The organism is Aureimonas phyllosphaerae, from assembly GCF_900113065.1.
Classification (GTDB): domain Bacteria; phylum Pseudomonadota; class Alphaproteobacteria; order Rhizobiales; family Rhizobiaceae; genus Aureimonas; species Aureimonas phyllosphaerae.
Genome location: NZ_FOOA01000003.1, coordinates 99,299 through 119,302, shown reverse-complemented (window position 1 = coordinate 119,302; position 20,004 = coordinate 99,299). Strand labels below are relative to the sequence as shown.

Sequence of the window (20,004 nt, the reverse complement as noted above, 5' to 3'; positions counted from 1 at the left end):
GGCTCGCGGCGAAGCGGGCTTCGCGCAATTTGCGGCGCACCACAAGACCGCGTCCCCTACCTTGCGGAAATTTTAAAATCTCGCTGGGCCTCTCGTCTCTACGAATACGGCCATCACGGGAAGTCTCGAAAGAGGCTCAAAATGTCCGATCATTCGTACAAGTAACGGAACCATAACGTTGGCGATTGCATGGTTGCATTCGGTAGCCTGCCATAGGGTGTGGTTCGTTGCCGAGTTTCCGAGTGGATGAGACGCGGTCGTTCATGTCCATCAATGCCAAGCTTCTCGCGAGTGGTCTGGTGCTGGCTCTCCTCGGCGCCGGTTTCGCGCTGACGATCGACCGCAGCGGCGAGGCTCTGATCGACGCATCCGACCGCGTCGTGAACGACGGCACCTTTCCTCTGGCTCGAATCGAGGCGGCCGCCATCCGCGCCGACGAACTGTCCGAGCGTTTCGAGCGCGAGCATCGCGGCGACATCAACCGCATCGTGACGCGCGAGGAAGCGACGCAGATCGCCGAGGGTCTTTCCAAGGTGATGAGCGAACTGCGCACGGTGTCGGTCAATTCCGGCCCGATCGCCGCGCGGCTGGACGAACTCGACTACGGCATCAATCGATTGCGCATGGCCGACGGGGAGATCACCCGTCGCCTCGTCCGGCGCGAGCTGACGCAGATCGTCGCCAGCCTCAACGGCGTCGCCCAGAACCTGCGCAAGGGCGTCGACGAGCTGCGCCAGAACACCGTGGATCGATCCGGCGACCTGAAGCGCCTCATCATCGCGGGGTCGATCGCCAGTCTCGTCGCCGGGTTGCTCATCCTTCTCTACCTTTCGCGAAGCATCGCCGGGTCGATCCGGCAGGCGACGTCGAACCTCCTGCGCGTCAGCGGCGAGGAGCAACTCGCTCCCGCCGGCGGCGACGCCATCGCCGAGCTCGAAGCAGCCATCGAGTTCGTGGAGGTCGCCCTCGAAGGGCGGATGCAGGAAATCTCGGCCGGCGGCCGCGAGACCGCACGTCGATACGAGGGCGAACTGCAGCGGCAGCAGAAGCGTTTCGAGGCCGCGCTGAACAACGTTCCGCAGGCCTTCTGCGTGCTCGACGACACCGGCAGGCTGCTCAGCGTCAACGCTGCGTTCTCGCACCTCTTCCCGTCGATGAAGGTCGGCATGTCGACCGCCCGCGCGGATGGCGATCCGCTCCTCGCACGGCTTCTCGCCCCGCCGCATCACGAGTTCGAGACGCGGGAGGCCGCCGACGGCCGCTCGTTCGAATTGCGTCGTCACGCGAGCCCGCAGGTTGGCGGCACCATCGTCATCTTCGAGGACGTGACGCGCATCCAGGCGGTCAGCCGCGAGATGGAGCGCTTGTCCGGCCAGGACGCGCTGACCGGCCTTGCGAACCGCGCGCGTTTCTATGCCAGCCTCGAGACGATGCTACGCGACGAGGCGATCGAGGGCGAGATCGCCGTCCTCTCGATCGACGTCGAGGACTTCAACACGGTGAACGCCACGCTCGGCCAGGCGGCGGGCGACGATCTCTTGCGTCAGCTCGGCGAGCGCTTCCGCTCGCTGGTGCCGGACGATGCGCTGGTCGCCCGACTGGACGGTGACGAGTTCGGCATCCTGATCACGCTCGACGGCGAGCCCGGAAGCAAGCAGCGGCTGGCGCGGGCCGTCATGGAATCCGTGGACGGACGGCCGATCCGCGTCGCCGGCAGGCCCCTGGCTGTTGCCGTGGCCGTCGGCATGGTCGTGGTCGGGCGCGACGATCGCGTGGCGGGACTCGATGCCGCGCGCGCGATGCAGAATTGCGAGCTGGCCCTGCAGCAGGCCAAGGCGCAGCCGGGACGCAAGTTCAAGGCCTACCGGCCCGAGCTTCGCGAGGAACTGCAGGCGAAGCAGCTGATGATCGCCGATCTGCGGGCGGCGCTGGAGCGCAACGAGTTCGAGCTGCACTTCCAGCCGTTCGTCGATTTGCGTCGCCAAGCCGCATCGGGTTTCGAAGCCCTGGTGCGCTGGCGCCATCCGACGCGCGGGCTCGTCGGTCCCGCGACCTTCATCCCCCTGATGGAGGAAATGGGCCTGATCGTACCCCTCGGTCGCTTCGTGCTGATCGAGGCCTGCCGTCATGCGGCGGGGTGGCCGGGCAACCTCACGCTCTCGGTCAATCTCTCGCCCGTGCAGGTGAAAAGCCAGGATCTCGTGACGGTCGTGCAGGGGGCGCTGCGCTCGAGCGGTCTCGCAGCGGAACGGCTGCAACTCGAGGTCACCGAATCCCTGTTCCTCGACGATGCCGAGGGCGTGCTCGGCACCCTGCAGCGCCTGCGCGAGCTCGGGCTGGTGATCTCGATGGACGATTTCGGGACGGGTTATTCCTCGCTCGGCTATCTCAGCCGCTTCCCGTTCGACAAGATCAAGATCGACCAGTCCTTCGTTCGCGACATGAACCGCGACGAGAACATCGCGATCGTGCGCGCCGTCATGGGCCTCGGCGCCGCAATGAGGATGAGCGTGATCGCGGAGGGCGTCGAGACCGTCGATCAGCTCATGCGGCTGGAGCAGGAGGGCTGCTCCGAGGTGCAGGGCTACCTCTTCTCCAAGCCGCGCCCAGCCTCGGATTTGCCGAAGATGCTGATGGAGATCCGCGAAGGCTTCCGAACGGGACGGTTCCGTCGTCCGGCGGAGACGGAAGCCGCGCGAGCCAGCTGAGCGGCGGGCACGACTTCGCCGGTCGTCAGCCGCCCGACATGCCGGCCTTGAGGCGCTGGGACAGGTCCTCGAACGGGGTCGTGGAGGGCGCGTCGCCCGGATGCTGCATCATGCATCCGAAGACGTGCGGCACGAGGTCGACGGCTTGGTCGAGCGTCGGATCGGCGCCGCGCTGGTAGCCGCCCAGCAGGCGGAGGTCGCGGGTGTCCTCGAAGCGCGCGATCATCGCCTTCAACCGCGACACGAGCTCACGCTCCTCAGGCTTCCACGCGAGATCGGCCATGCGGGAGATCGACTTGAGCAGGTCGATGGCGGGGAAGCGGCCTTCTTCTGCGATCGTCCGGTCGAGAACGATATGTCCGTCGAGCGTCCCCCGGATGGCGTCTGCGACGGGCTCGTTATGGTCGTCACCGTCGACGAGAACGGCGAAGAGGCCGGTGATCGTGCCGCTGCCTTCCGCGCCGGGACCTGCTCGTTCCAGAAGGCGCGGCAGTTCCGAGAAGACGCTCGGCGGATAGCCGCGCGCGACCGGCGGCTCGCCCGCGGCGAGGGCAACGTCCCGCGCCGCATGGGCGAGGCGCGTCACCGAGTCCACGATCAGGAGCACGTGCTCGCCGCGATCGCGGAAGTACTCGGCCACCGTCATCGCGGTCTTCGGTGCGAGGCGACGCATCATGGCGCTCTCGTCGCCGGTCGCCACCACTGTGACGACGCGCGACAGCTCGCCCTGCATGGTCTCTTCCAGGAACTCGCGCACCTCGCGACCGCGCTCGCCAACAAGCGCCACCACCACCGTATCGAAGCCCGGCGCGCGGGCGAGCATGCCCATCAGCGTCGACTTGCCGACGCCCGAACCCGCGAAGATGCCCATGCGCTGGCCACGGATCAGCGGCGTGAAGATGTCGATGGCCCGGACCTGCGTCGGCACCGGCTGACGGATGCGCGCGCGCCGCATCGCTGCGTCGGGGAGCGAATCCGTGACGAACTCGGTGTCGCCGTTCTCGAGCGGTCCGAGGTCATCGCAGGGGCGTCCGAACGCGTCGACCGTTCGGCCTTTCCAGGCCGGAGAGGGGGCGACGGTGACGGGTCCGGTGCGATAGGCCAGCGTGCGCACGCCGCTCTGGAAGCGCACCGCGAACGGCTTGACCGTGGCGGCTGCCTCTTCGACCCGCACGACCTCGCCGAGTTCGGGACCCTGCGGGCCCTCGCAGACCACGCAGTCGCCGAGCCGCACGTAGGGGCTGAGGCCGGCGACGCGGAAGGCCTGCGGCGTGACGTCGACGACATGCCCGCTGATGCGCACGAGCGGTTCATCGAGGCCGGACAGATCCCTCTTCCGGCTGGCTTCCGTCACTTGGGCGCTCCGAGCTGCGTGACGGCTTCATTCAGCGAGTTCTCGGAGGTCTGGATCATGTTGGCGGCCTGCTCGAAGATGCGCTGCACTTCGATCAGCCGGGTCATTTCAAGGATCGGATTGACGTTGGAGCCTTCGACGAAGCCCTGCGCGATGCGGTCCTCGTTGAAGTCGACGATCGGCTGGGCCTTGGCGTCGGGGACGACGCCGGACGTGCCGGCGCGCGAGAGGTTGGCGCCGGCCGGCATCTTGAAGAGGCCGACGGCGCCGATCTGGCCGCCGCCCTGCGTGATCATGCCGTCGTGGGCGATGTGGATCGGACCGCCGTTCGGGTCGATCTGCAGCGGTGCGCCGCCGACGTCGAGGAAGGGCTCGCCGTTGACCGTGCGCAGCTCGCCGGCATCCGACATCTGCATCCGGCCATCGCGCGTGTAGACGGTGCCCTTCGGCGTCTGGATCGCGAAGAAGGCCTCGCCGGCGACCGCCATGTCGAGCGGGTTGCCGGTTTCGGTGAGCGCGCCGGCGCGGGTCGACAGATACTGCTGACCCTGCGAGGCGAAGGCCACGGTCCGGGAAGACGCCCGCGACATCAGGCTTTCGAACTTCACCTCCTCGGCGCGGAAGCCGGCCGTGCCGACGTTCGCCAGATTGTTGGCGAGCGTGTCGAGGCGCTTTTCCATGGCGAGCTGCGCGGAAAGGGCGACGGGAAGCGAGGTCTGCATGATGCGATCCGGGACTGGGCAGCTGAACGAGCGCCGGCACCGTCGGGCGGACGGGCCGAAATCTCCGTCATGATGCCCGGTGCGAATGGATCGAAGCTGACCCGGCCGCGCTGCAAACGCACAGTCTCGCGCAAGTCCGCCTCGTTAATCCTTCTTACGAATTCCTTTATCGTTCAAGGGTTAGCCCGATGGGTATCATTCTCGGCCTTATCGTGACGATCGGCTGCGTTCTGGGCGGCTACGTCGCGTCTGGCGGACATCTCTATGTTCTCTGGCAGCCCTACGAGCTTCTGATCATTCTGGGCGCGGCCCTCGGCACGTTCCTGATCGCCAACAACATGAAGGTCGTGAAGGATACCGGCAAGGCGATCGGCGAAGCCTTCAAGAACGCTGTTCCCAAGCAGCGCGACTATCTCGACCTCCTGAGCCTCCTCCACTCGCTGATGCGCGAGATGAAGTCGAAGTCGCGCTCGGAGTTCGAATCGCACGTCGACAACCCTGCGGACTCCGCGATCTTCAGCGCCTTCCCCAGCATCCTGAAGAACAAGCCGATGACCGATTTCATCTGCGACTACTGCCGCCTGATCATCGTCGGCAACGCCCGCCCGCATGAGATCGAGGCACTGATGGAGGAGGAGATCCAGACGGTCGCCCGCGACCAGCTGAAGCCCAAGCACGCGATCCAGGACATCGCCGACGGCCTTCCGGCGCTCGGCATCGTCGCCGCGGTTCTGGGTATCGTCCACGCGATGGGCGCGCTCGACCAGTCGCCGGAAGTGCTCGGTCATCTCGTCGGCGCCGCGCTCGTCGGCACCTTCGCAGGCATCTTCTTCTCCTACGGCGTGTTCGCCCCACTCGCCACAAAGGTGAAGGGCGTGCGCGAGAAGAAGATGCGCATGTACGTCATCATCAAGCAGACGCTCATCGCCTACATGAACGGCGCCCTCCCGCAGGTCGCCTTGGAATACGGCCGCAAGGCGATCTCCGCCTACGACCGCCCGACCATCGATCAGGTGGAAGCCGAGACGATCGGCGGCGCCCCTTCGGCCGCATAAGGAGGGACCATGGACACGGTCACCGAACGCAACATCGGCGAGCGCCTGCGCTCGGCCGCCCGGATCGAGCCGGAGCGCTTCCCGCGCCTCAAGCAGATCGGAACCAAGTGGGCCGAGGCCGTGTCCGCCAAGCTGGCGGCGGGCCATGCCTCGCCGCTCACCGTCGAGTTCATCGCTTCCTCGCCCTTCGTGCTGTCGCCCTCGGCCCTGTCGGACACCGACACGCAACTGGTGCTGACGGTCCGCTCGTCGAAATGGCGCGAGATGGCGCTGGTCGCAGCCGACGGCCGCCTGGCCGACACCGTGACGGAAGCGGGCTTCGGCGGCGACGGGCGCGACGCCCCGGTGCCGGGGCGCCCGCTGACCAGCGTCGGCCGCTTCTTCGCCGATGCGGCGCTGCGCAGCTTCGTCGAGACGGGCAACGCGGTCTTCGCCGACGTCGTCGCGCTCGGCATGTCGGCCGACCGGCTGCTCGTCGAGGGGATCGGCGAGAAGCTCGACGAGTGGATCGCGCCCGAAGCGCGTACCTTCGTCGAGTTCCGCTTCCGCCTGTCGATCGGCCGCTGCGAAGCCGCCCTCAGGGTGGCGATCCCGGAGTCCGTCCTGTCGCCGCACCGGCGCAAGTTCGCGGCCGTTCCCGACGAGGGGCCGTCGATCGTCGACGAGACCTGGGCGCGCGATCTCGAGGCCGGTTTCCAGAAGACCGACATGCACGTTCGCGCCATCCTGTGCGAGCAGCAGACCTCGCTCGGCGAGATCTCGACCTTCCATGTCGGCCAGACGATCGCGCTGGACGCCACGATGCAAAGCCTCGTGCTTCTGGAATGCGAGGGGCAGCGCCTCTTCCGCGGCGCCATGGGCCGATCTCGCGACACCTACGTCATCAAGGTCTCCGAACCCGTGGATCCGACCGAGGAGTTCATCGATGACATCCTGGCTCATTGACGCCGTTCTCGTTGCGGCTCTCCTAGTCACGAGCTGGCGCACGGGCTTGATGTACAAGGAGCTGAAGCGGCTGCGCTCGGAGGAGACCGGCTTCCGTCAGGCTCTCGAGGACGCCGATGCCTCGATCAACCGCGCGGCCAACGCCGTGGTCCTCCTGAAGAGCGAGGGCGTGCGCACGCTGCGCGCCCTCGAGGAGCGCGCGGCCGAGGCGCAGGAGCTGGTCGAGCGTCTCGACATCCTCCTCGACTCCTACGAGCAGAAGCGTGGCGCCCCGGTCACCGCCGCCGCGATCCCCCACGACAACGACGCGATCTCCCGCTTCGCGTCAGTTACGAGCGCTAATCGTTAATTTGCGGATCGCTCGGCGATCCAGACCTTCCCGAGGACGACCCCGATGCAGAACGAGACGATGGAACTCGAGACCGAGACCCAGTTCGGCGGCCAGTTCGGCGCCATGGACAACGGGTTCGAGATGGACGAGGTGGTCGAGGATGCCGAAGACGGCCACCACATGGGCCACGGCATGAGCTTCGCCGACGTCGAGGAAGAGCCGGTCGCGGACGTGACGCCCAACCTTGATGTCATCATGAACATCCCGGTCACGATGCAGGTCGTTCTGGGCTCCACCGTGATGCCGGTCGCCAACCTGATGAAGCTCGGCCGTGGCGCGGTGGTGAAGCTCGACACCAACATCTCCGATCCCGTCGATCTCATCGTGAACGGCCGCATCGTGGCGCGCGGTGAGGTTGTCGTACTGGAGAACGAGGAATCGCGCTTCGGCATCACGCTGACCGAGATCGTCGCCCCCACCGCACGCCAGCCCCGCGCCAAGGGCGCCTAAGACACGATGCTCTCGGAAGCCTATCAGAGCCGCGAACTGGGCGCGCCGACGCTGAGCGGCGCCTCGCGCGCCGCCGTCCTGCTCCTGACGCTGGGCGGCGAGGGCGCGACCAAGCTCCTGAAGCATTTCAGCGCCGAGGAGATCCGGGCGCTGCGCCAGAGCGCGGCGCTGCCGAACTCGGTCACCCCGATGGAGCTCGACGAGATCGTCGCCGACTTCCAGGACGCGTTCCGCGCCGGGGCGGCCATCACCGGCCTCAACGACGAGATGACGAAGCTCCTGCGCTCGAGCCTGTCGAACGAGGATCTGGCGATCGTCTTCGAGGGCGAGGCGATGCCGATCGACGAGAGCGGTGTCCCGGTCTGGCAGGAGATCGAGCAGCTCGGCGCCGAGGCGCTTGCCAAGATCCTCGACCGCGAGCATCCGCAGGTGGCGGCCTATATCCTCCAGCGCCTGAAGTCCGACCTCGCGGCCGTCGTCGTCGCCGGCATGGCGCCCGCCCGCCGCAACGACATCATGCGCCGCATGCTGTCGTCGGCCCCGCCGCCGGAAGCGATCGCGCGGCTGATCGAGCGTCGCTGCCGCGAGGCGTTCGTCTCGTCCTCGAACGGCGCCGAGCGCCGCGAGCGCTACGCGACGATGGCCGAAATCGTGAACCGGATGGACAAGGCGCAGACCGAGGAACTCCTCGCCTCGCTGGAGACCACCGAGCCGGAAGAGGCGGCGGCGCTTCGCAAGCTGCTCTTCGCCTTTGAGGACGTGGCCGAGCTGTCGAAGAAGGGCCGTCTTGTCCTCTTCGACGCGATCCAGGTGGAACAGGTCACGCTCGCGCTCAATGGCGCGCCGCAGGACCTGCGCGAGGCCGTACTCTCGGCGCTCGGCGCGCGCGCCCGCCGCATGGTCGAGGCCGAACTCGGCCGCAACGAGCCGGCGGCTGCCGACGCCATCCAGGCCGCCCGGCGGGCCATCGCGGGCGCGGCCCTGCGGCTCGCCGCCGAAGGGCGAATCGACCTCACCGAGAAGGTTGAGGGCTGACAACCATCGCGGTCCCGGCGCTAGAGCGCGCACGGGGCCGCTATCTGTTTCGTGAAGGGGCGGGCGCGGCATGTCGGAGGGTGCGGACAAGGAGTCCCAAACCGAGGAACCGACGGAGAAGAAGATCCGCGATACGGTCGAGAAGGGCAACCTTCCCGTCTCGCGCGAAGCACCGATCCTCGCCTCCCTTCTCGCCGCCATCGCCGTCGTCGTCTTCCAGGCGCGCAACAACGCGGCGCAGCTCGCCAGCGATCTCAAGGTCACCTTCGAGAACCCGACGCAATGGTCGATCGGGAACGGAATCGACGCCCTGCAGTTTCTGCACGCGATGGCGCTACAGAGCGCCAAGTTCGTGCTGCCGGCGACGGGCCTCTTCATGGTGGCGGGTATTCTTGCCTCGCTGCTCCAGAACCCGCCGCAGATCAACCTCGAGCGCATCCGTCCCAAGTATTCGAACATGTCGCTTTCGAGCGGCTGGGGGCGTTTGTTCGGGCGTCGCGGATTCACCGAGTTCGGTAAATCCTTATTCAAGTTCTCTGCCGTTACGATCATCGTCGGTTGGATCTTGTCCGACGAACTGCCCTTGCTGTTGAAGACGATGTTCTCGGACCCACTCCTGCTTCCCGAAACGATCCTCGGCCTGGCGATGCGGCTCCTCGCGGCCGTGTCGGTCGCCACCATCGTGCTGGTCGCCGCGGACCTTCTCTTCTCTCGCATCCTGTGGCGGCGCGACCTGCGCATGTCCAAGCAGGAGATCAAGGACGAGATGAAGCAGTCGGAAGGCGATCCGATGGTCAAGGCGCGCCAGCGCCAGATCGCCCGCGAGCGCACCAAGCGCCGGATGATGGCGGCGGTGCCGCGCGCGACCGTCGTGATCGCCAATCCGACCCACTACGCCATCGCCTTGCGCTACGTGCGCGAGGAGGGCGGTGCGCCGGTGGTGGTCGCCAAGGGCGTCGATGTCCTGGCGCTCAAGATCCGCGAGATCGCCGAGACCAACGACATCCCGGTCATCGAAGACAAGCTCTTGGCAAGGTCGATGTACGACCATGTCGAAATCGACCAGATGATTCCGCCCCAATTCTTCAAGGCGGTCGCGGAACTTATCTACTTCCTTCAGTCGCGCTCTCAGGCGCGCCTGGAGATCGGGGCAGCCTGACCCGGCCGACCTGTCGACGCCTGCCTTCCCCTCGGGAAGGCGTTTCGGTTCATTTCGCGTAAAGGTCCTCCATGGGTTCCCACGTCATGCTCAACGTTCGCAACAAGTACGCAGCCGACCGCGAGAAGGCGCTGGCGAACGGGATCAAGGAAGTGGTGGCCGAGCTGCGCCTCGTCGACGTCGTCGACTACGTGGCCTTCCTGCGGATGGACCAGTTCGGCAATATCGCCGACATCGTCGAGTCCTCGGCGCAGCTCTACCTCGCACCCGGCTCGCTGCGGTTCGCGGGCGGCGGCGACGTGCATCTCAACTGGGGCAGCGCGCCGACGATCGACCTCGACATGGAATTCCACGGCGGCGAGGTGACGGTGCACTTCAAGCTGTCGCTGACCGCGACCAAGGCGGCCGTCCATATCAACTACATCGCCTTCTCCGACCCGGATGCCGACCCTGCGGCCAATACCGAGCGCCTGAAGACTGCGATCGCGGCCGCGCGCCTTGCCACGGCGCGCAACGCCTGAAACCATTCCGCCTGCAGTTTTCGAGGCCTCGCCATCGGCGGGGCCTTTTTGTTGATGCTTTATAATTTCGTTAATACTGATTAACGATCAGTTAATACTAAGAAATCTGTAAGATCGTCAGCTTCGGACAAGTGGCTGTTCCTATGAATGGGGCACCGATCAAATGTCCGAGGACGCGACCCTTGAGCGAGTTCTATCTTTTCGGGCTGAGTTCCCGCCGAGCCGAATGGCTGTCCGCGCGCCAGGCCGTGGTCGCCGAGAACGTGGCCAACGCGAACACGCCGACCTATCGGGCCAAGGACGTGACGCCGTTCTCCGAAGTGCTGGAGACGACGGCGCTCCAGATGTCCGGCTCGAACCCGAGCCACCTCGTCGCTTCGGCCGGCCGTGATTTCGGCATCGACGAAGCCGCCCAGAAGCCGTGGGACGTCACCCATTCCGGCAACTCGGTCAGCCTCGAGCAGGAAATGCTCAAGGCCGGCGAGGTGTCGCGCGACTTCGCCCTTTCGACCTCCGTCGCGAAGTCGTTCCACCGCATGTTCATGACCACGCTGAAGGGCTGACGCCTTGACCGATTCGATCACCTCGGCCCTCAAGATCGCGGCGAGCGGCCTCGAGGCGCAATCCGAACGGATGCGCATCGTGTCCGAGAACGTGGCCAATGCCCGCTCCACGGGCGAGACGCCCGGAAGCGATCCCTACCGGCGCAAGACCGTCGCCTTCACGAGCGAGATGGACCGGCTTCTCGGGGCCGATCTCGTGCGCATCAAGTCGGTCGGCACCGACCGCTCGGACTTCCGCATGGAGCACGATCCCGGCAATCCGGCCGCCGACAAGGATGGCTACGTCAAGATGCCGAACGTCAACATGCTGGTCGAGATGACCGACATGCGCGAGGCGAACCGCTCCTACGAAGCGAACCTGCAGGTCATCAAGCAGGCGCGCGAGCTCATCAATCTCACCATCGATCTCATGAGAGGCTGACGCCCATGATCCCCGCCATCGGCAGTGCCATGCCGCGCGTCGACGCGCTGCGCCTCGACGGTCTTTCTCCTGCCGGCGCCTCGAGCGCCGCAGCCACCCAGGAAGCCGGTCAGAGCTTTGCCGCCGCCATGAACGAGATCGCCCGCGAGGCGACGCAGTCCATGAAGGGCGCGGAGACCGTCTCGATCCAGGGCGTCAACGGCAAGGCTTCCACCCAGGCGGTCGTCGACGCCGTGATGGGTGCCGAGCGCACGCTTCAGACGGCCGTCGCGCTGCGCGACAAGGTCGTCTCCGCCTATCTCGAACTTTCCCGCATGTCGATCTAACGAAAGTACCAGCCCATGCGCGCCCTTGCGATCGCCGCGACCGGCATGAACGCCCAGCAGACCAACGTCGAAGTGATCGCGAACAACATCGCGAACATCAACACCACCGGCTTCAAGCGCGCCCGCGCCGAGTTTACCGATCTCCTCTATCAGGTCGAGCGGATGCAGGGCGTGCCGGCGCGCGGCGGCGAGAACGTCGTTCCCGAAGGCGCGCGCATCGGCCTCGGTGTGCGCACGGCCGCCGTTCGCTCCGTCCACATCCAGGGTGCGCTCGAGCAGACCGGCAACAATCTCGACATCGCGATCAACGGTCAGGGCTGGCTCCAGATCCAGGGCCCTGGCGGCGAGACGCTCTACACGCGCGACGGCGCGCTCAACAAGAACGATACCGGCCAGATCGTGACGCTCGACGGCTTCACCGTGGACCCCGGCATCACCGTTCCGCAGAACACGACCGACATCTCGATCAACGATTCCGGCGAGGTCTACGCCACGGTGGAGGGCGAGGCGCAGCTGATCGGTCAGCTGACCCTCGTCAACTTCGCCAACGAGCCGGGTCTGGCGGCCGAGGGCGGCAACCTGTTCCGCGAGACGGCCGCATCCGGCGCCCCGATCGCCGGCGTGCCGGGCGATCCGGGCTACGGCGTCATCAAGCAGGGCTACCTCGAAAACTCCAACGTCGATCCGGTGAAGGAAATCTCCGAGCTGATCTCGGCGCAGCGCGCCTACGAGATGAACTCCAAGGTCATCCAGGCCGCCGACGAGATGTCGGGCGTCGTCTCCAAGGGCATCCGCTGAGCATCATGACCCGCATCGTCCGCCTTGCAAGACACGTCCTGGCCGCCGCCGCGCTCGGCCTCGTCCCGGCCGCTGGCACGGCGGGCGCCGCGGATCTGAACCTGCCGGTTCCCACCGCCGTGATCTATCCCGGACAGAGCGTCCTCGACCGCGGCGTCATCTCGGCGCGCTTCACCGTCCCCGGCAACCAGCTTTCGGCCTATGTGGTCGAGGAAGGCATGCTGAAGGACCGGATCGCGCGTCGCACGCTGCTGCCGAACCAGCCGATCCTCCTCAGCGACCTCAAGTCGCCGGATGCCGTCACGGTCGGACAGGTCGCGACCCTCATCTATCGCGAGGAGGGCCTCCTTATCACCGGCAAGGGCCTGCCGCTCCAGTCGGCGCAGGCGGGTCAGCCGGTGCGCGTGCGCAACGTCGACAGCGGCGTCCTGATCAGCGGCATCGCGTCCGAGGACGGTTCGATCGAGGTGTCGGCGCAATGAGAGCATCGCTTCGCACCGTCGTCCTCGGCGCCAGCCTCGCAGCCGTCCTCGTTCCGGCGAACGCGGCCGACTACGGCGTCGCGGACTACGGATACGCCCAGGCCGGCATCGGCGCGCACGAGAACTTCCAGACGATCGTCCCGCGTGCCCGCCAGTCCGGCGGAGTGCGCATCAAGGACGTCACCACGATCAAGGGCGTGCGCGACAACCAGCTCGTCGGCTACGGTCTGGTCATCGGCCTGCAGGGCTCGGGCGACAGCCTGCGAAACTCGCCCTTCACCGAGCAATCGCTCCAGTCCATGCTGGACCGGATGGGCGTCAACGTGCGCGGCGCCAACCCGCGCACCCGCAACGTCGCGGCCGTCATCGTCACCGCCGACCTGCCGGCCTTCGCCGGCATCGGCTCGCGCATCGACGTGTCGGTCTCCTCGCTGGGCGACGCCTCGTCGCTGATGGGCGGCACGCTCGTGATGACGCCGCTCTACGGCCCGGATGGTGAGATCTACGCCGTAGGGCAGGGGGCGCTCGCGGTCAGCGGCTTCTCTTCCGAGGGCACCAACGAGAGCCTGACGCAGGGCACGCCGACGACCGGGCGCATCGCCGGCGGCGCGCTGATCGAGCGCGAGGTTCCGCGTGCGACGGTGGATACGCCCAACATCACCATGGAACTGCGCAATCCCGACTACCGCACCGCGATCCGCGTCGTCGATGCGATCAACTCGTTCGCGGTGCGCTCCTACGGCAAGCCCGTGGCGCGCGAGCAGGATTTCCGCACGATCTCGCTGACGCGCCCGGCCAAGATGTCGTCCACCCGCTTCATCGCGGATGTCGGCGACCTGATGATCGAGCCGGACACCGCCGCGCGGGTCGTGATCGACGAGCGCACCGGCACGGTCGTCATCGGCAAGGATGTCCAGATCTCGACGGTCGCGGTCACGCATGGCAGCCTGACCGTGCGCATCACCGATATTCCCAATGTCTCGCAGCCCGCCCCCTTCAGCGAAGGGCAGACCGTGGTCACGGCGGATACGACGGTGAACGCCGAGCAGGGCGGCGGAAATCTCGCGATCGTGCAGGGCGCCAATCTCGACAGCGTGGTGCGCGGGCTGAACCGCCTCGGCCTCAAGCCGACCGGCATCATCGCCATTCTTCAGGCTATCAAGACGGCCGGCGCCATGCAGGCCGAGATCGTGGTGCAGTGATGACCTCGTTCCGCTCCCATCGTAAGGCCCTCGGGCTCGGCCTGATGCTCGCGCTTGTGACCGCAGACGCGGCTTTCGCCGAAGGCGCGTCGACGCCGCCGCCGGCCATGCCGACGACGCCCGCCAAGGTGCGCGTCATCGGCGCCGACGGCAAGGAGATGGTGACGCCGGAAGCGCCGATGACCGATACGGACCGTTTCTGCTCCAACATCGCCAATCCCGCGCTCGACGCACGCAACGCCATGCAGCTGGCCGAGATCCGCCAGGCCGAAGGCGAGATCTCCTCCAAGATCAACGAACTCGAGGCCAAGCGCGCCGAGGTCGAGAAGTGGCTCGGCGAGCGCCGTGACTTCATCAACTCGACATCCGACATCGTGATCGGCATCTATTCCGGCATGAAGCCGGATGCGGCGGCCGCCCAGATGGCCGCGCTCGACCGCCCGATCGCCGCCTCGCTCCTGACGCGCCTCAAGCCGCGGCAGGCGAGCGCGATCCTCGCCGAGATGCCCGCGCCGATCGCGTCCGAACTCGCGGCGCTGATCGTCAAGAAGACCGACCGCGCCTCCGCCGAGGCCGGTGCGAAGGACCAGTCCCTGTGAGAGCCATTGCCCCCCTCCTGGCCGTCGGCCTCCTTGCCGGTTGTTCCACCACGCGCGAGGATGCGTTTCGCGAGCCGCTGCTGACGCCGGTCGGCAGCGGGCTCTACCAGAATGCCCCGATCGTCCAGCCGGCGCCCGGCCCCGGGCCGAACGAGCTGCCGCGCAACGTCAACTCGCTGTGGACAGGCCGCAACGCCGATCTCTTCCGCGACACGCGCGCACTCAACGTCGGCGACATCGTGACGGTGAAGATCCAGATCGACGACAAGGCGACGCTCGACAACAACACCAAGCGCTCGCGCGACTCCGGCGTCAGCGTCGGCGCCGACCTCAAGGGCTCGATCGGCTCCTACGGGTTGCCGACCGTCGGCACCACGCTCGGCCTCAAGAACGGCACCAAGGCGACCGGCAAGGGAACCGTGGACCGTAAGGAAGAGATCGACGTGTCCGTCGCGGCCGTGGTGACGCAGGTCCTGCCGAACGGCAACCTCTACATCGCCGGCCAGCAGGAGGTGCGCGTCAACTTCGAGGTGCGCGTCCTGTCGATCGCCGGCATCATCCGGCCGGGCGACATCCTGCCCAACAACACGATCCACTACGAGAAGATCGCGGAAGCCCGCATCTCCTATGGCGGCCGCGGCCGCCTGACGGAAGTGCAGCAGCCGGGCTGGGGCCAGCAGGTCCTCGACAACGTTCTGCCCTACTGACGAGGGCGCACGTCGCACCGTGCCGATCTCGTCCACGGCCGCAGCCGCGTTGCCGCCGTGGGCGTTCGTCGTTCTGATGCGCGCGGCAAGGCTCGCGACAGGGCAATTCCTTAACACTTCCTTGCCGGGCGGCGGTGCCCGGCGGGACGATCCCGCCCACACCGCGCCCGGCTGCCCCATTCCATGCCGCCGGAGCGCCGAATGACCGAGCTCAGCCCTGAAGCCCTAGGCATGATGCCGGACGGCTTTGCACCGCCCAAGAAGAGCAATAAGGCGCAGACGATCGGCGCCCTCCTCGGCCTGACGGTGATCGCGCTGGCGGGAGGCGGGGCCCTTGGCTTCCTCCTCAAGAAGGACCCGCCGGTGGTCGCGGCGCCCCCGGTCGAGGCCCCGGCGGCCGCGGCCGCCGCTCCGTCGCTCGCCGCGGTCCCGGCCGGCACCAAGGAAGTGATCCAGCCGCTCGAGCCGATCCTCACCGATCTCGCCTCGCCGCCGGGCACGCAGGTCCGGCTCGAAGCCGGGCTGCTCCTATCGCTGTCGGAGGACGAGAGCGTCGACCAGACGGTGCTGGCCTCCCAGATCCAGGCCGACACACTGGTCTTCCTGCGCACGCTGGAACTTGCCCAGATCGAGGGGGCGCGCGGCCTTCTTCACCTGAAGGAAGACCTCCTCGAGCGCGCGAAACTGCGCTCGACCGCCGTCAAGGACGTCGTCGTCCGCTCGTTGATCGTCAAGTGAAGCGGCTCCTCCTCCTCCTTGCGCTCCTCGTCGCCAGCGCCGCGCCGGCCCTGGCGCAGGATGCGGTCGCGGAAGCGGCAAGCGGGCTCGCCTCGCTGATCCCCGCAGGCGACACCGCCGTCTCCGGCCGGATCGTCCAGCTGTTCGGCATCGTCACCGTCCTGTCGGTGGCGCCGGGCCTCCTCGTGATGGTCACGGCCTTCACCCGCGTCGTGATCGCGCTCTCGATCCTGCGCACCGGCCTCGGCCTCCAGACGACGCCGGCCAACCTGATCCTCATCTCGCTGTCACTCTTCATCACCTTCTTCGTGATGATGCCGACCTTCGACCAGTCCTGGCGCGACGGCCTGCAGCCGCTGATGAAGGGGCAGATCACGGAAGAAGAGGCGCTGCCGCGCATCGCCGAGCCCTTCCGCGAGTTCATGCTGGATCAGGTGCGCGAGGAAGACCTCGCCCTCTTCAACAACATCAACGAGGCCTCGATCCGCGATCGTCTGCCGGTGATGGAGCAGGGTTCGGGCGAGGGGCAGGTCGTCGACTTCCGCATCCTCGTCCCGGCCTTCATGATCTCGGAACTGCGTCGCGGCTTCGAGATCGGCTTCCTGATCGTCCTGCCGTTCCTCGTGATCGACCTCATCGTCGCGACGCTGACCATGTCGATGGGCATGATGATGCTGCCCCCGACGATCATTTCGATGCCCTTCAAGATCCTGTTCTTCGTCCTGATCGACGGCTGGAACATGCTGACAGGCAGCCTCGTGCGCTCCTTCATGTAGCGAGACCCGCACGCATCGCCTGTCTCGAAGGCTCTCGGACCCACCGGTCCGGGGGCCTTCTGCGTTGGGCTCGTGGGAAGTGCGACGCCATTTCAGTGACTTAGCCGGAAACGCCTTCAATTTGAATCGAACCCGCGCTGCAGCGGAAGTCGATTGTCATCTATACTTCACGCCGACAAGTCCAAACTCCAGATACGATTCAATTTTAGCGATCCAATACAGCAGGTATTCCGAGTTCCCCGGTAGTTTTGTCTTCGAAGCAGAGAGCAACGGCTCAAAGACAAGCTTCAAGATAAACGGGGAAAAGACAATGGTTGCTATCAGCACGACGAACAACGGTGTCGCCATGGCCGCTCTGCGCCGCGTGAACGCCGATCTCACGACCACCCAGAACCGCATCGCGACGGGCCTGCGCGTCGGCTCGGCGAAGGATGATGCCGGGATCTGGGCGACCGCCACGAAGATCCGCTCCGACATCTCGGCCTCCGAGTCGGTCAAGTCGAACCTCAGCACCGCCAAGGCCCAGGTCGATGCCGCCTCCGCCGCACTCGACGAGATCAGCGCGCTGGTTGATGAGGTCGCCAAGATCACCGCTTCTGTCGCAGCAGCTGGCGGCACGGCAACGACAAGCCAAGTCAATCAGGTCGTTGCCTTCCAGACCCAGATCACCGCCTTGATGGGCAGTTCGACGGTCAACGGCAAGAACCTTCTCGGCGCTGCGGGCGCACCAAACAACCTTTCCGTTGCGACCGGCGTTTCGGACGGGGCGCTTGTCGGAACCGTCGCCTACACTGCTGGTCTTCCGACCGCTGGCGCCGGCATGACCGAACTGATGGCCGTCACTGATGCAGCCAGCTTGGCGGCTTTCACGTCGACGGACGCTGCGACGGCGCAAAGTGAGATTGCAGCCATCGCGACCAAGCTTGGTGCCGTGTCGAAGGGGCTCGACAGCGCGATGAGCTTCAACGACCGGATGGCCGACGTCCGCAACAACGCCCTCGGTGGTCTGGTGGACGCCGATCTCGAGCGTGAAACCGCCAAGATGCAGGCGCTTCAAGTTCGCCAGCAGCTCGCCTACCAGGCCATCTCGATGAGCAACAACTCGGCCCAGAACATTCTCATGCTCTTCCGCTAAGCCTTAGGCGACGCATCGCGTCTCCCCGTCGCGCCACTTGCCGACGGCTTAGCAAAGCGACCCTCCGGCGCTCCCCGTGCCGGAGGGTTTTCGATTCCGGATCGGACCTCAGGTCCTCCATCCTTCATCATTCGGTAAGGTCATCACGTCCGCGCAAGCTTGTGCCCCCAGAGTGACGCCATCACTTCCCGCATTCCGCAGGCGAACGCATGGCGATGGTCGCTCGGGCCGAGGCCCAAAAACTCCTGTCCAACCTTCAGGCGCTGGGCGGCCGCAAGCTGGGTGCGCTGGCGTTGATCGGCGTCGTCGCCATCGCGCTTGTCAGCCTCGCCGCCTTCTACCTGTCAAAGCCGACGATGGAGTCGCTCTATTCCGGTCTCGACCGGCAGGACGTCACGCGCATCGGCGCTGCGCTCACCGAGGCGGGCATTCCGTTCGACGTGAATGCGGCCGGCGACACGGTGATGACCAACTTCTCGCAGACCGCGAACGCCCGCATGCTGCTCGCCGAAAAGGGCCTGCCGCGGTCGGAGAACGCGGGATACGAGCTCTTCGACTCGATGGGCTCGATGGGCCTCACCACCTTCATGCAGGAGGTAACGCGCGTCCGCGCTCTTGAGGGCGAACTCGCCCGCACGATCCAGACCTTGAAGGACGTGCGCGCTGCGCGCGTCCACATCGTCCTGCCCGAGCCGGGCTCGTTCCGCCGCGAGAGCCAGAAGCCGTCGGCCAGCGTCGTGATCCGCACCGACAACACCGAGGACTTTGCCAACGCGCAGGCGATCCGCCACCTCGTGTCCTCCGCCATTCCCGGCATGCAGGTCGATCAGGTGACGGTGCTGAACACCGACGGCACGCTGCTTGCCTCCGGTGACGACGCCTCCAACGCCACCTCGACCAAGCAACTCGGCATGGAGGGTATCGTCTCCTCCTCGATCCAGGACTCGATCCGCCGCACGCTCGCCCCGTATCTTGGCGTTGGCAACTTCCAGTCCAGCGTTATCGCCCGCCTCGATACCGACCGGCGCCAGATCTCCTCGCGCAAGTTCGATCCGGACGGCCGCGTCGAGCGCTCGACGCGCACGGTGCGCGAGACCGGCCAGTCGACCGACCAGGCGGCCGACGCCAATGCGGCGACCGCCGCGCAGAACGTGCCCCAGGCCGCGCCTCAGCCCGCCGCCAACGGCACGTCCTCGTCGGAGGCCAAGGAGCGCCGCGAGGAGCTGACCAACTACGAGATCAACGAGACCACCACGCAGACCGTCTCCGACGGCTACGACGTGCGCCGCCTGTCGATCGCCGTCGTCGTCAACCGTGCCCGGCTCGCCGCCACGCTCGGCGAGAACCCGACGCAGGAGCAGATCGACGCCGCGCTCGCCGAGGTGAAGACCCTCGTCGCCTCGGCGGCCGGGATCACCGACAGCCGCGGCGACCAGCTCGAAGTGACCGCCGTCGACTTCGTCTCCAACGGCCAGGACCTCCAGCCCGTGCCCTCGCTCGGCTATGGCGAGATGCTGCTGAAGCAGTCCGGCACGATGGTCAACGCGCTCACCATCCTCGTGGTCGCCGTGCTCGTCATCTGGTTCGGTCTGAAGCCCGCGATCCGCGCGATCTCGGCCCCGGCCGCCAACGACAACGTCGACGACGCCATGCTGACCGGCGACGGGCCGATCGAACTGCAGAACCCGATGCTCGACAGCGATCTCGGCCCGCTCAACACGCCTCCCGGCTTCGGCGCCGACCTCGTGGCCTCGCTGGGCTACGGCGAGCCGCCCGCCAACGACGACCTGTTCGACGAACTCACCCGCAACCGTGCCAACTCGCCGAAGGTCCGCCTCGAGAAGCTCGTCGATTTCGACGAAGCCCAAGCGGCGGCCATCCTCAAGCAGTGGATTCACCAGAAAGAGGCGGCCTAAG

Annotated in this window: 22 protein-coding genes; 20 read left to right on the top strand and 2 right to left on the bottom strand. The window is 66.5% G+C overall.

Annotated elements, in window-relative coordinates; genetic code table 11:
* Positions 1–263 precede the first annotated feature (263 nt).
* Positions 264–2,708, top strand: a complete 2,445-nt coding sequence (locus BM175_RS05710) for a putative bifunctional diguanylate cyclase/phosphodiesterase (RefSeq protein ID WP_090960537.1) — start codon at positions 264–266, stop codon at positions 2,706–2,708.
* A gap of 25 nt (positions 2,709–2,733) precedes the next feature.
* Here the strand turns inward: BM175_RS05710 and BM175_RS05705 are convergent, their stop codons facing one another.
* Together BM175_RS05705 and flgF are read right to left on the bottom strand one after the other, a co-directional pair.
* Positions 2,734–4,062 carry a FliI/YscN family ATPase gene (locus BM175_RS05705; RefSeq protein WP_090960534.1) on the bottom strand — a complete coding sequence of 443 codons (1,329 nt, stop codon included), beginning with the start codon at positions 4,060–4,062 and terminating at the stop codon, positions 2,734–2,736.
* Positions 4,059–4,784, bottom strand: coding sequence for a flagellar basal-body rod protein FlgF (flgF, locus tag BM175_RS05700; protein WP_090960531.1), 726 nt, complete (start codon positions 4,782–4,784; stop codon positions 4,059–4,061). The genes BM175_RS05705 and flgF overlap by 4 nt, the downstream gene beginning before the upstream one ends.
* Positions 4,785–4,972: 188 nt before the next feature.
* Between flgF and motA the strand changes: the two genes are divergently transcribed.
* The 19 genes from motA to fliF all read left to right on the top strand — a co-directional run bounded on the left by motA (position 4,973) and on the right by fliF (position 20,003).
* Positions 4,973–5,839, top strand: a complete 867-nt coding sequence (gene motA, locus BM175_RS05695; protein ID WP_090960528.1) for a flagellar motor stator protein MotA — start codon at positions 4,973–4,975, stop codon at positions 5,837–5,839.
* A 9-nt stretch (positions 5,840–5,848) separates the two neighbouring features.
* Complete coding sequence (locus tag BM175_RS05690) at positions 5,849–6,784, top strand: FliM/FliN family flagellar motor switch protein (RefSeq protein WP_090960526.1); 936 nt, start codon at positions 5,849–5,851, stop codon at positions 6,782–6,784.
* Positions 6,765–7,133: a hypothetical protein gene (locus BM175_RS05685; RefSeq protein WP_139224570.1), complete on the top strand. Its 369-nt coding sequence runs from the start codon at positions 6,765–6,767 to the stop codon at positions 7,131–7,133. The genes BM175_RS05690 and BM175_RS05685 overlap by 20 nt, the downstream gene beginning before the upstream one ends.
* A 174-nt stretch (positions 7,134–7,307) precedes the next feature.
* Positions 7,308–7,625 carry a flagellar motor switch protein FliN gene (gene fliN / locus BM175_RS05680; protein WP_244545914.1) on the top strand — a complete coding sequence of 106 codons (318 nt, stop codon included), beginning with the start codon at positions 7,308–7,310 and terminating at the stop codon, positions 7,623–7,625.
* A 6-nt stretch (positions 7,626–7,631) separates the two neighbouring features.
* The gene (locus tag BM175_RS05675; RefSeq protein ID WP_090960520.1) at positions 7,632–8,660 is read left to right on the top strand and encodes a FliG C-terminal domain-containing protein; all 1,029 of its coding nucleotides are present in this window, start codon (positions 7,632–7,634) and stop codon (positions 8,658–8,660) included.
* Positions 8,661–8,730: 70 nt separating this feature from the next.
* Positions 8,731–9,819 carry a flagellar biosynthesis protein FlhB gene (flhB, locus tag BM175_RS05670; protein ID WP_090960517.1) on the top strand — a complete coding sequence of 363 codons (1,089 nt, stop codon included), beginning with the start codon at positions 8,731–8,733 and terminating at the stop codon, positions 9,817–9,819.
* A gap of 71 nt (positions 9,820–9,890) precedes the next feature.
* Positions 9,891–10,340 (top strand): hypothetical protein, encoded by a 450-nt coding sequence (locus tag BM175_RS05665; RefSeq protein ID WP_090960514.1) that lies wholly within the window; start codon positions 9,891–9,893, stop codon positions 10,338–10,340.
* A gap of 182 nt (positions 10,341–10,522) precedes the next feature.
* The gene (flgB, locus tag BM175_RS05660) at positions 10,523–10,903 is read left to right on the top strand and encodes a flagellar basal body rod protein FlgB (RefSeq protein ID WP_090960512.1); all 381 of its coding nucleotides are present in this window, start codon (positions 10,523–10,525) and stop codon (positions 10,901–10,903) included.
* A 4-nt stretch (positions 10,904–10,907) separates the two neighbouring features.
* Entirely contained in the window at positions 10,908–11,324 is a 417-nt protein-coding gene (flgC, locus tag BM175_RS05655; RefSeq protein WP_090960508.1) for a flagellar basal body rod protein FlgC, read from the top strand.
* Between the two features lie 5 nt (positions 11,325–11,329).
* Positions 11,330–11,650, top strand: coding sequence for a flagellar hook-basal body complex protein FliE (gene fliE, locus BM175_RS05650; protein WP_090960506.1), 321 nt, complete (start codon positions 11,330–11,332; stop codon positions 11,648–11,650).
* A 15-nt stretch (positions 11,651–11,665) separates the two neighbouring features.
* Positions 11,666–12,448, top strand: coding sequence for a flagellar basal-body rod protein FlgG (gene flgG / locus BM175_RS05645; RefSeq protein WP_090960504.1), 783 nt, complete (start codon positions 11,666–11,668; stop codon positions 12,446–12,448).
* A 5-nt stretch (positions 12,449–12,453) separates the two neighbouring features.
* Positions 12,454–12,930: a flagellar basal body P-ring formation chaperone FlgA gene (gene flgA / locus BM175_RS05640; protein WP_090960501.1), complete on the top strand. Its 477-nt coding sequence runs from the start codon at positions 12,454–12,456 to the stop codon at positions 12,928–12,930.
* The gene (flgI, locus tag BM175_RS05635) at positions 12,927–14,132 is read left to right on the top strand and encodes a flagellar basal body P-ring protein FlgI (protein WP_090960498.1); all 1,206 of its coding nucleotides are present in this window, start codon (positions 12,927–12,929) and stop codon (positions 14,130–14,132) included. Before flgA ends, flgI begins: the two co-directional genes overlap by 4 nt.
* Positions 14,132–14,731 (top strand): MotE family protein, encoded by a 600-nt coding sequence (locus BM175_RS05630; RefSeq protein ID WP_090960495.1) that lies wholly within the window; start codon positions 14,132–14,134, stop codon positions 14,729–14,731. The genes flgI and BM175_RS05630 overlap by 1 nt, the downstream gene beginning before the upstream one ends.
* A complete protein-coding gene (gene flgH, locus BM175_RS05625; RefSeq protein ID WP_055889544.1) occupies positions 14,728–15,438 on the top strand; it encodes a flagellar basal body L-ring protein FlgH in 711 nt (236 codons plus the stop codon). Before BM175_RS05630 ends, flgH begins: the two co-directional genes overlap by 4 nt.
* A gap of 201 nt (positions 15,439–15,639) precedes the next feature.
* Positions 15,640–16,176 (top strand): flagellar basal body-associated FliL family protein, encoded by a 537-nt coding sequence (locus BM175_RS05620; protein ID WP_139224569.1) that lies wholly within the window; start codon positions 15,640–15,642, stop codon positions 16,174–16,176.
* On the top strand, positions 16,173–16,952 hold the full coding sequence (gene fliP, locus BM175_RS05615) for a flagellar type III secretion system pore protein FliP (protein ID WP_090960489.1): 780 nt from the start codon (positions 16,173–16,175) through the stop codon (positions 16,950–16,952). Before BM175_RS05620 ends, fliP begins: the two co-directional genes overlap by 4 nt.
* Before the next feature lie 64 nt (positions 16,953–17,016).
* Positions 17,017–18,087, top strand: a complete 1,071-nt coding sequence (locus tag BM175_RS05610) for a flagellin (protein ID WP_139224568.1) — start codon at positions 17,017–17,019, stop codon at positions 18,085–18,087.
* A gap of 209 nt (positions 18,088–18,296) precedes the next feature.
* On the top strand, positions 18,297–20,003 hold the full coding sequence (gene fliF / locus BM175_RS05605) for a flagellar basal-body MS-ring/collar protein FliF (protein WP_175526771.1): 1,707 nt from the start codon (positions 18,297–18,299) through the stop codon (positions 20,001–20,003).
* Position 20,004: the final 1 nt, after the last annotated feature.

Bases quoted from the DNA above. Each gene is read 5' to 3' on its own strand.
- BM175_RS05710 (WP_090960537.1), top strand. From the start codon at position 264: ATGTCCATCAATGCCAAGCTTCTCGCGAGTGGTCTGGTGCTGGCTCTC.
- flgF (WP_090960531.1), bottom strand. From the start codon at position 4,784: ATGCAGACCTCGCTTCCCGTCGCCCTTTCCGCGCAGCTCGCCATGGAA.
- motA (WP_090960528.1), top strand. From the start codon at position 4,973: ATGGGTATCATTCTCGGCCTTATCGTGACGATCGGCTGCGTTCTGGGC.
- BM175_RS05690 (WP_090960526.1), top strand. From the start codon at position 5,849: ATGGACACGGTCACCGAACGCAACATCGGCGAGCGCCTGCGCTCGGCC.
- BM175_RS05685 (WP_139224570.1), top strand. From the start codon at position 6,765: ATGACATCCTGGCTCATTGACGCCGTTCTCGTTGCGGCTCTCCTAGTC.
- fliN (WP_244545914.1), top strand. From the start codon at position 7,308: ATGAGCTTCGCCGACGTCGAGGAAGAGCCGGTCGCGGACGTGACGCCC.
- BM175_RS05675 (WP_090960520.1), top strand. From the start codon at position 7,632: ATGCTCTCGGAAGCCTATCAGAGCCGCGAACTGGGCGCGCCGACGCTG.
- flhB (WP_090960517.1), top strand. From the start codon at position 8,731: ATGTCGGAGGGTGCGGACAAGGAGTCCCAAACCGAGGAACCGACGGAG.
- BM175_RS05665 (WP_090960514.1), top strand. From the start codon at position 9,891: ATGGGTTCCCACGTCATGCTCAACGTTCGCAACAAGTACGCAGCCGAC.
- fliE (WP_090960506.1), top strand. From the start codon at position 11,330: ATGATCCCCGCCATCGGCAGTGCCATGCCGCGCGTCGACGCGCTGCGC.
- flgG (WP_090960504.1), top strand. From the start codon at position 11,666: ATGCGCGCCCTTGCGATCGCCGCGACCGGCATGAACGCCCAGCAGACC.
- flgA (WP_090960501.1), top strand. From the start codon at position 12,454: ATGACCCGCATCGTCCGCCTTGCAAGACACGTCCTGGCCGCCGCCGCG.
- flgI (WP_090960498.1), top strand. From the start codon at position 12,927: ATGAGAGCATCGCTTCGCACCGTCGTCCTCGGCGCCAGCCTCGCAGCC.
- BM175_RS05630 (WP_090960495.1), top strand. From the start codon at position 14,132: ATGACCTCGTTCCGCTCCCATCGTAAGGCCCTCGGGCTCGGCCTGATG.
- BM175_RS05620 (WP_139224569.1), top strand. From the start codon at position 15,640: ATGACCGAGCTCAGCCCTGAAGCCCTAGGCATGATGCCGGACGGCTTT.
- fliF (WP_175526771.1), top strand. From the start codon at position 18,297: ATGGCGATGGTCGCTCGGGCCGAGGCCCAAAAACTCCTGTCCAACCTT.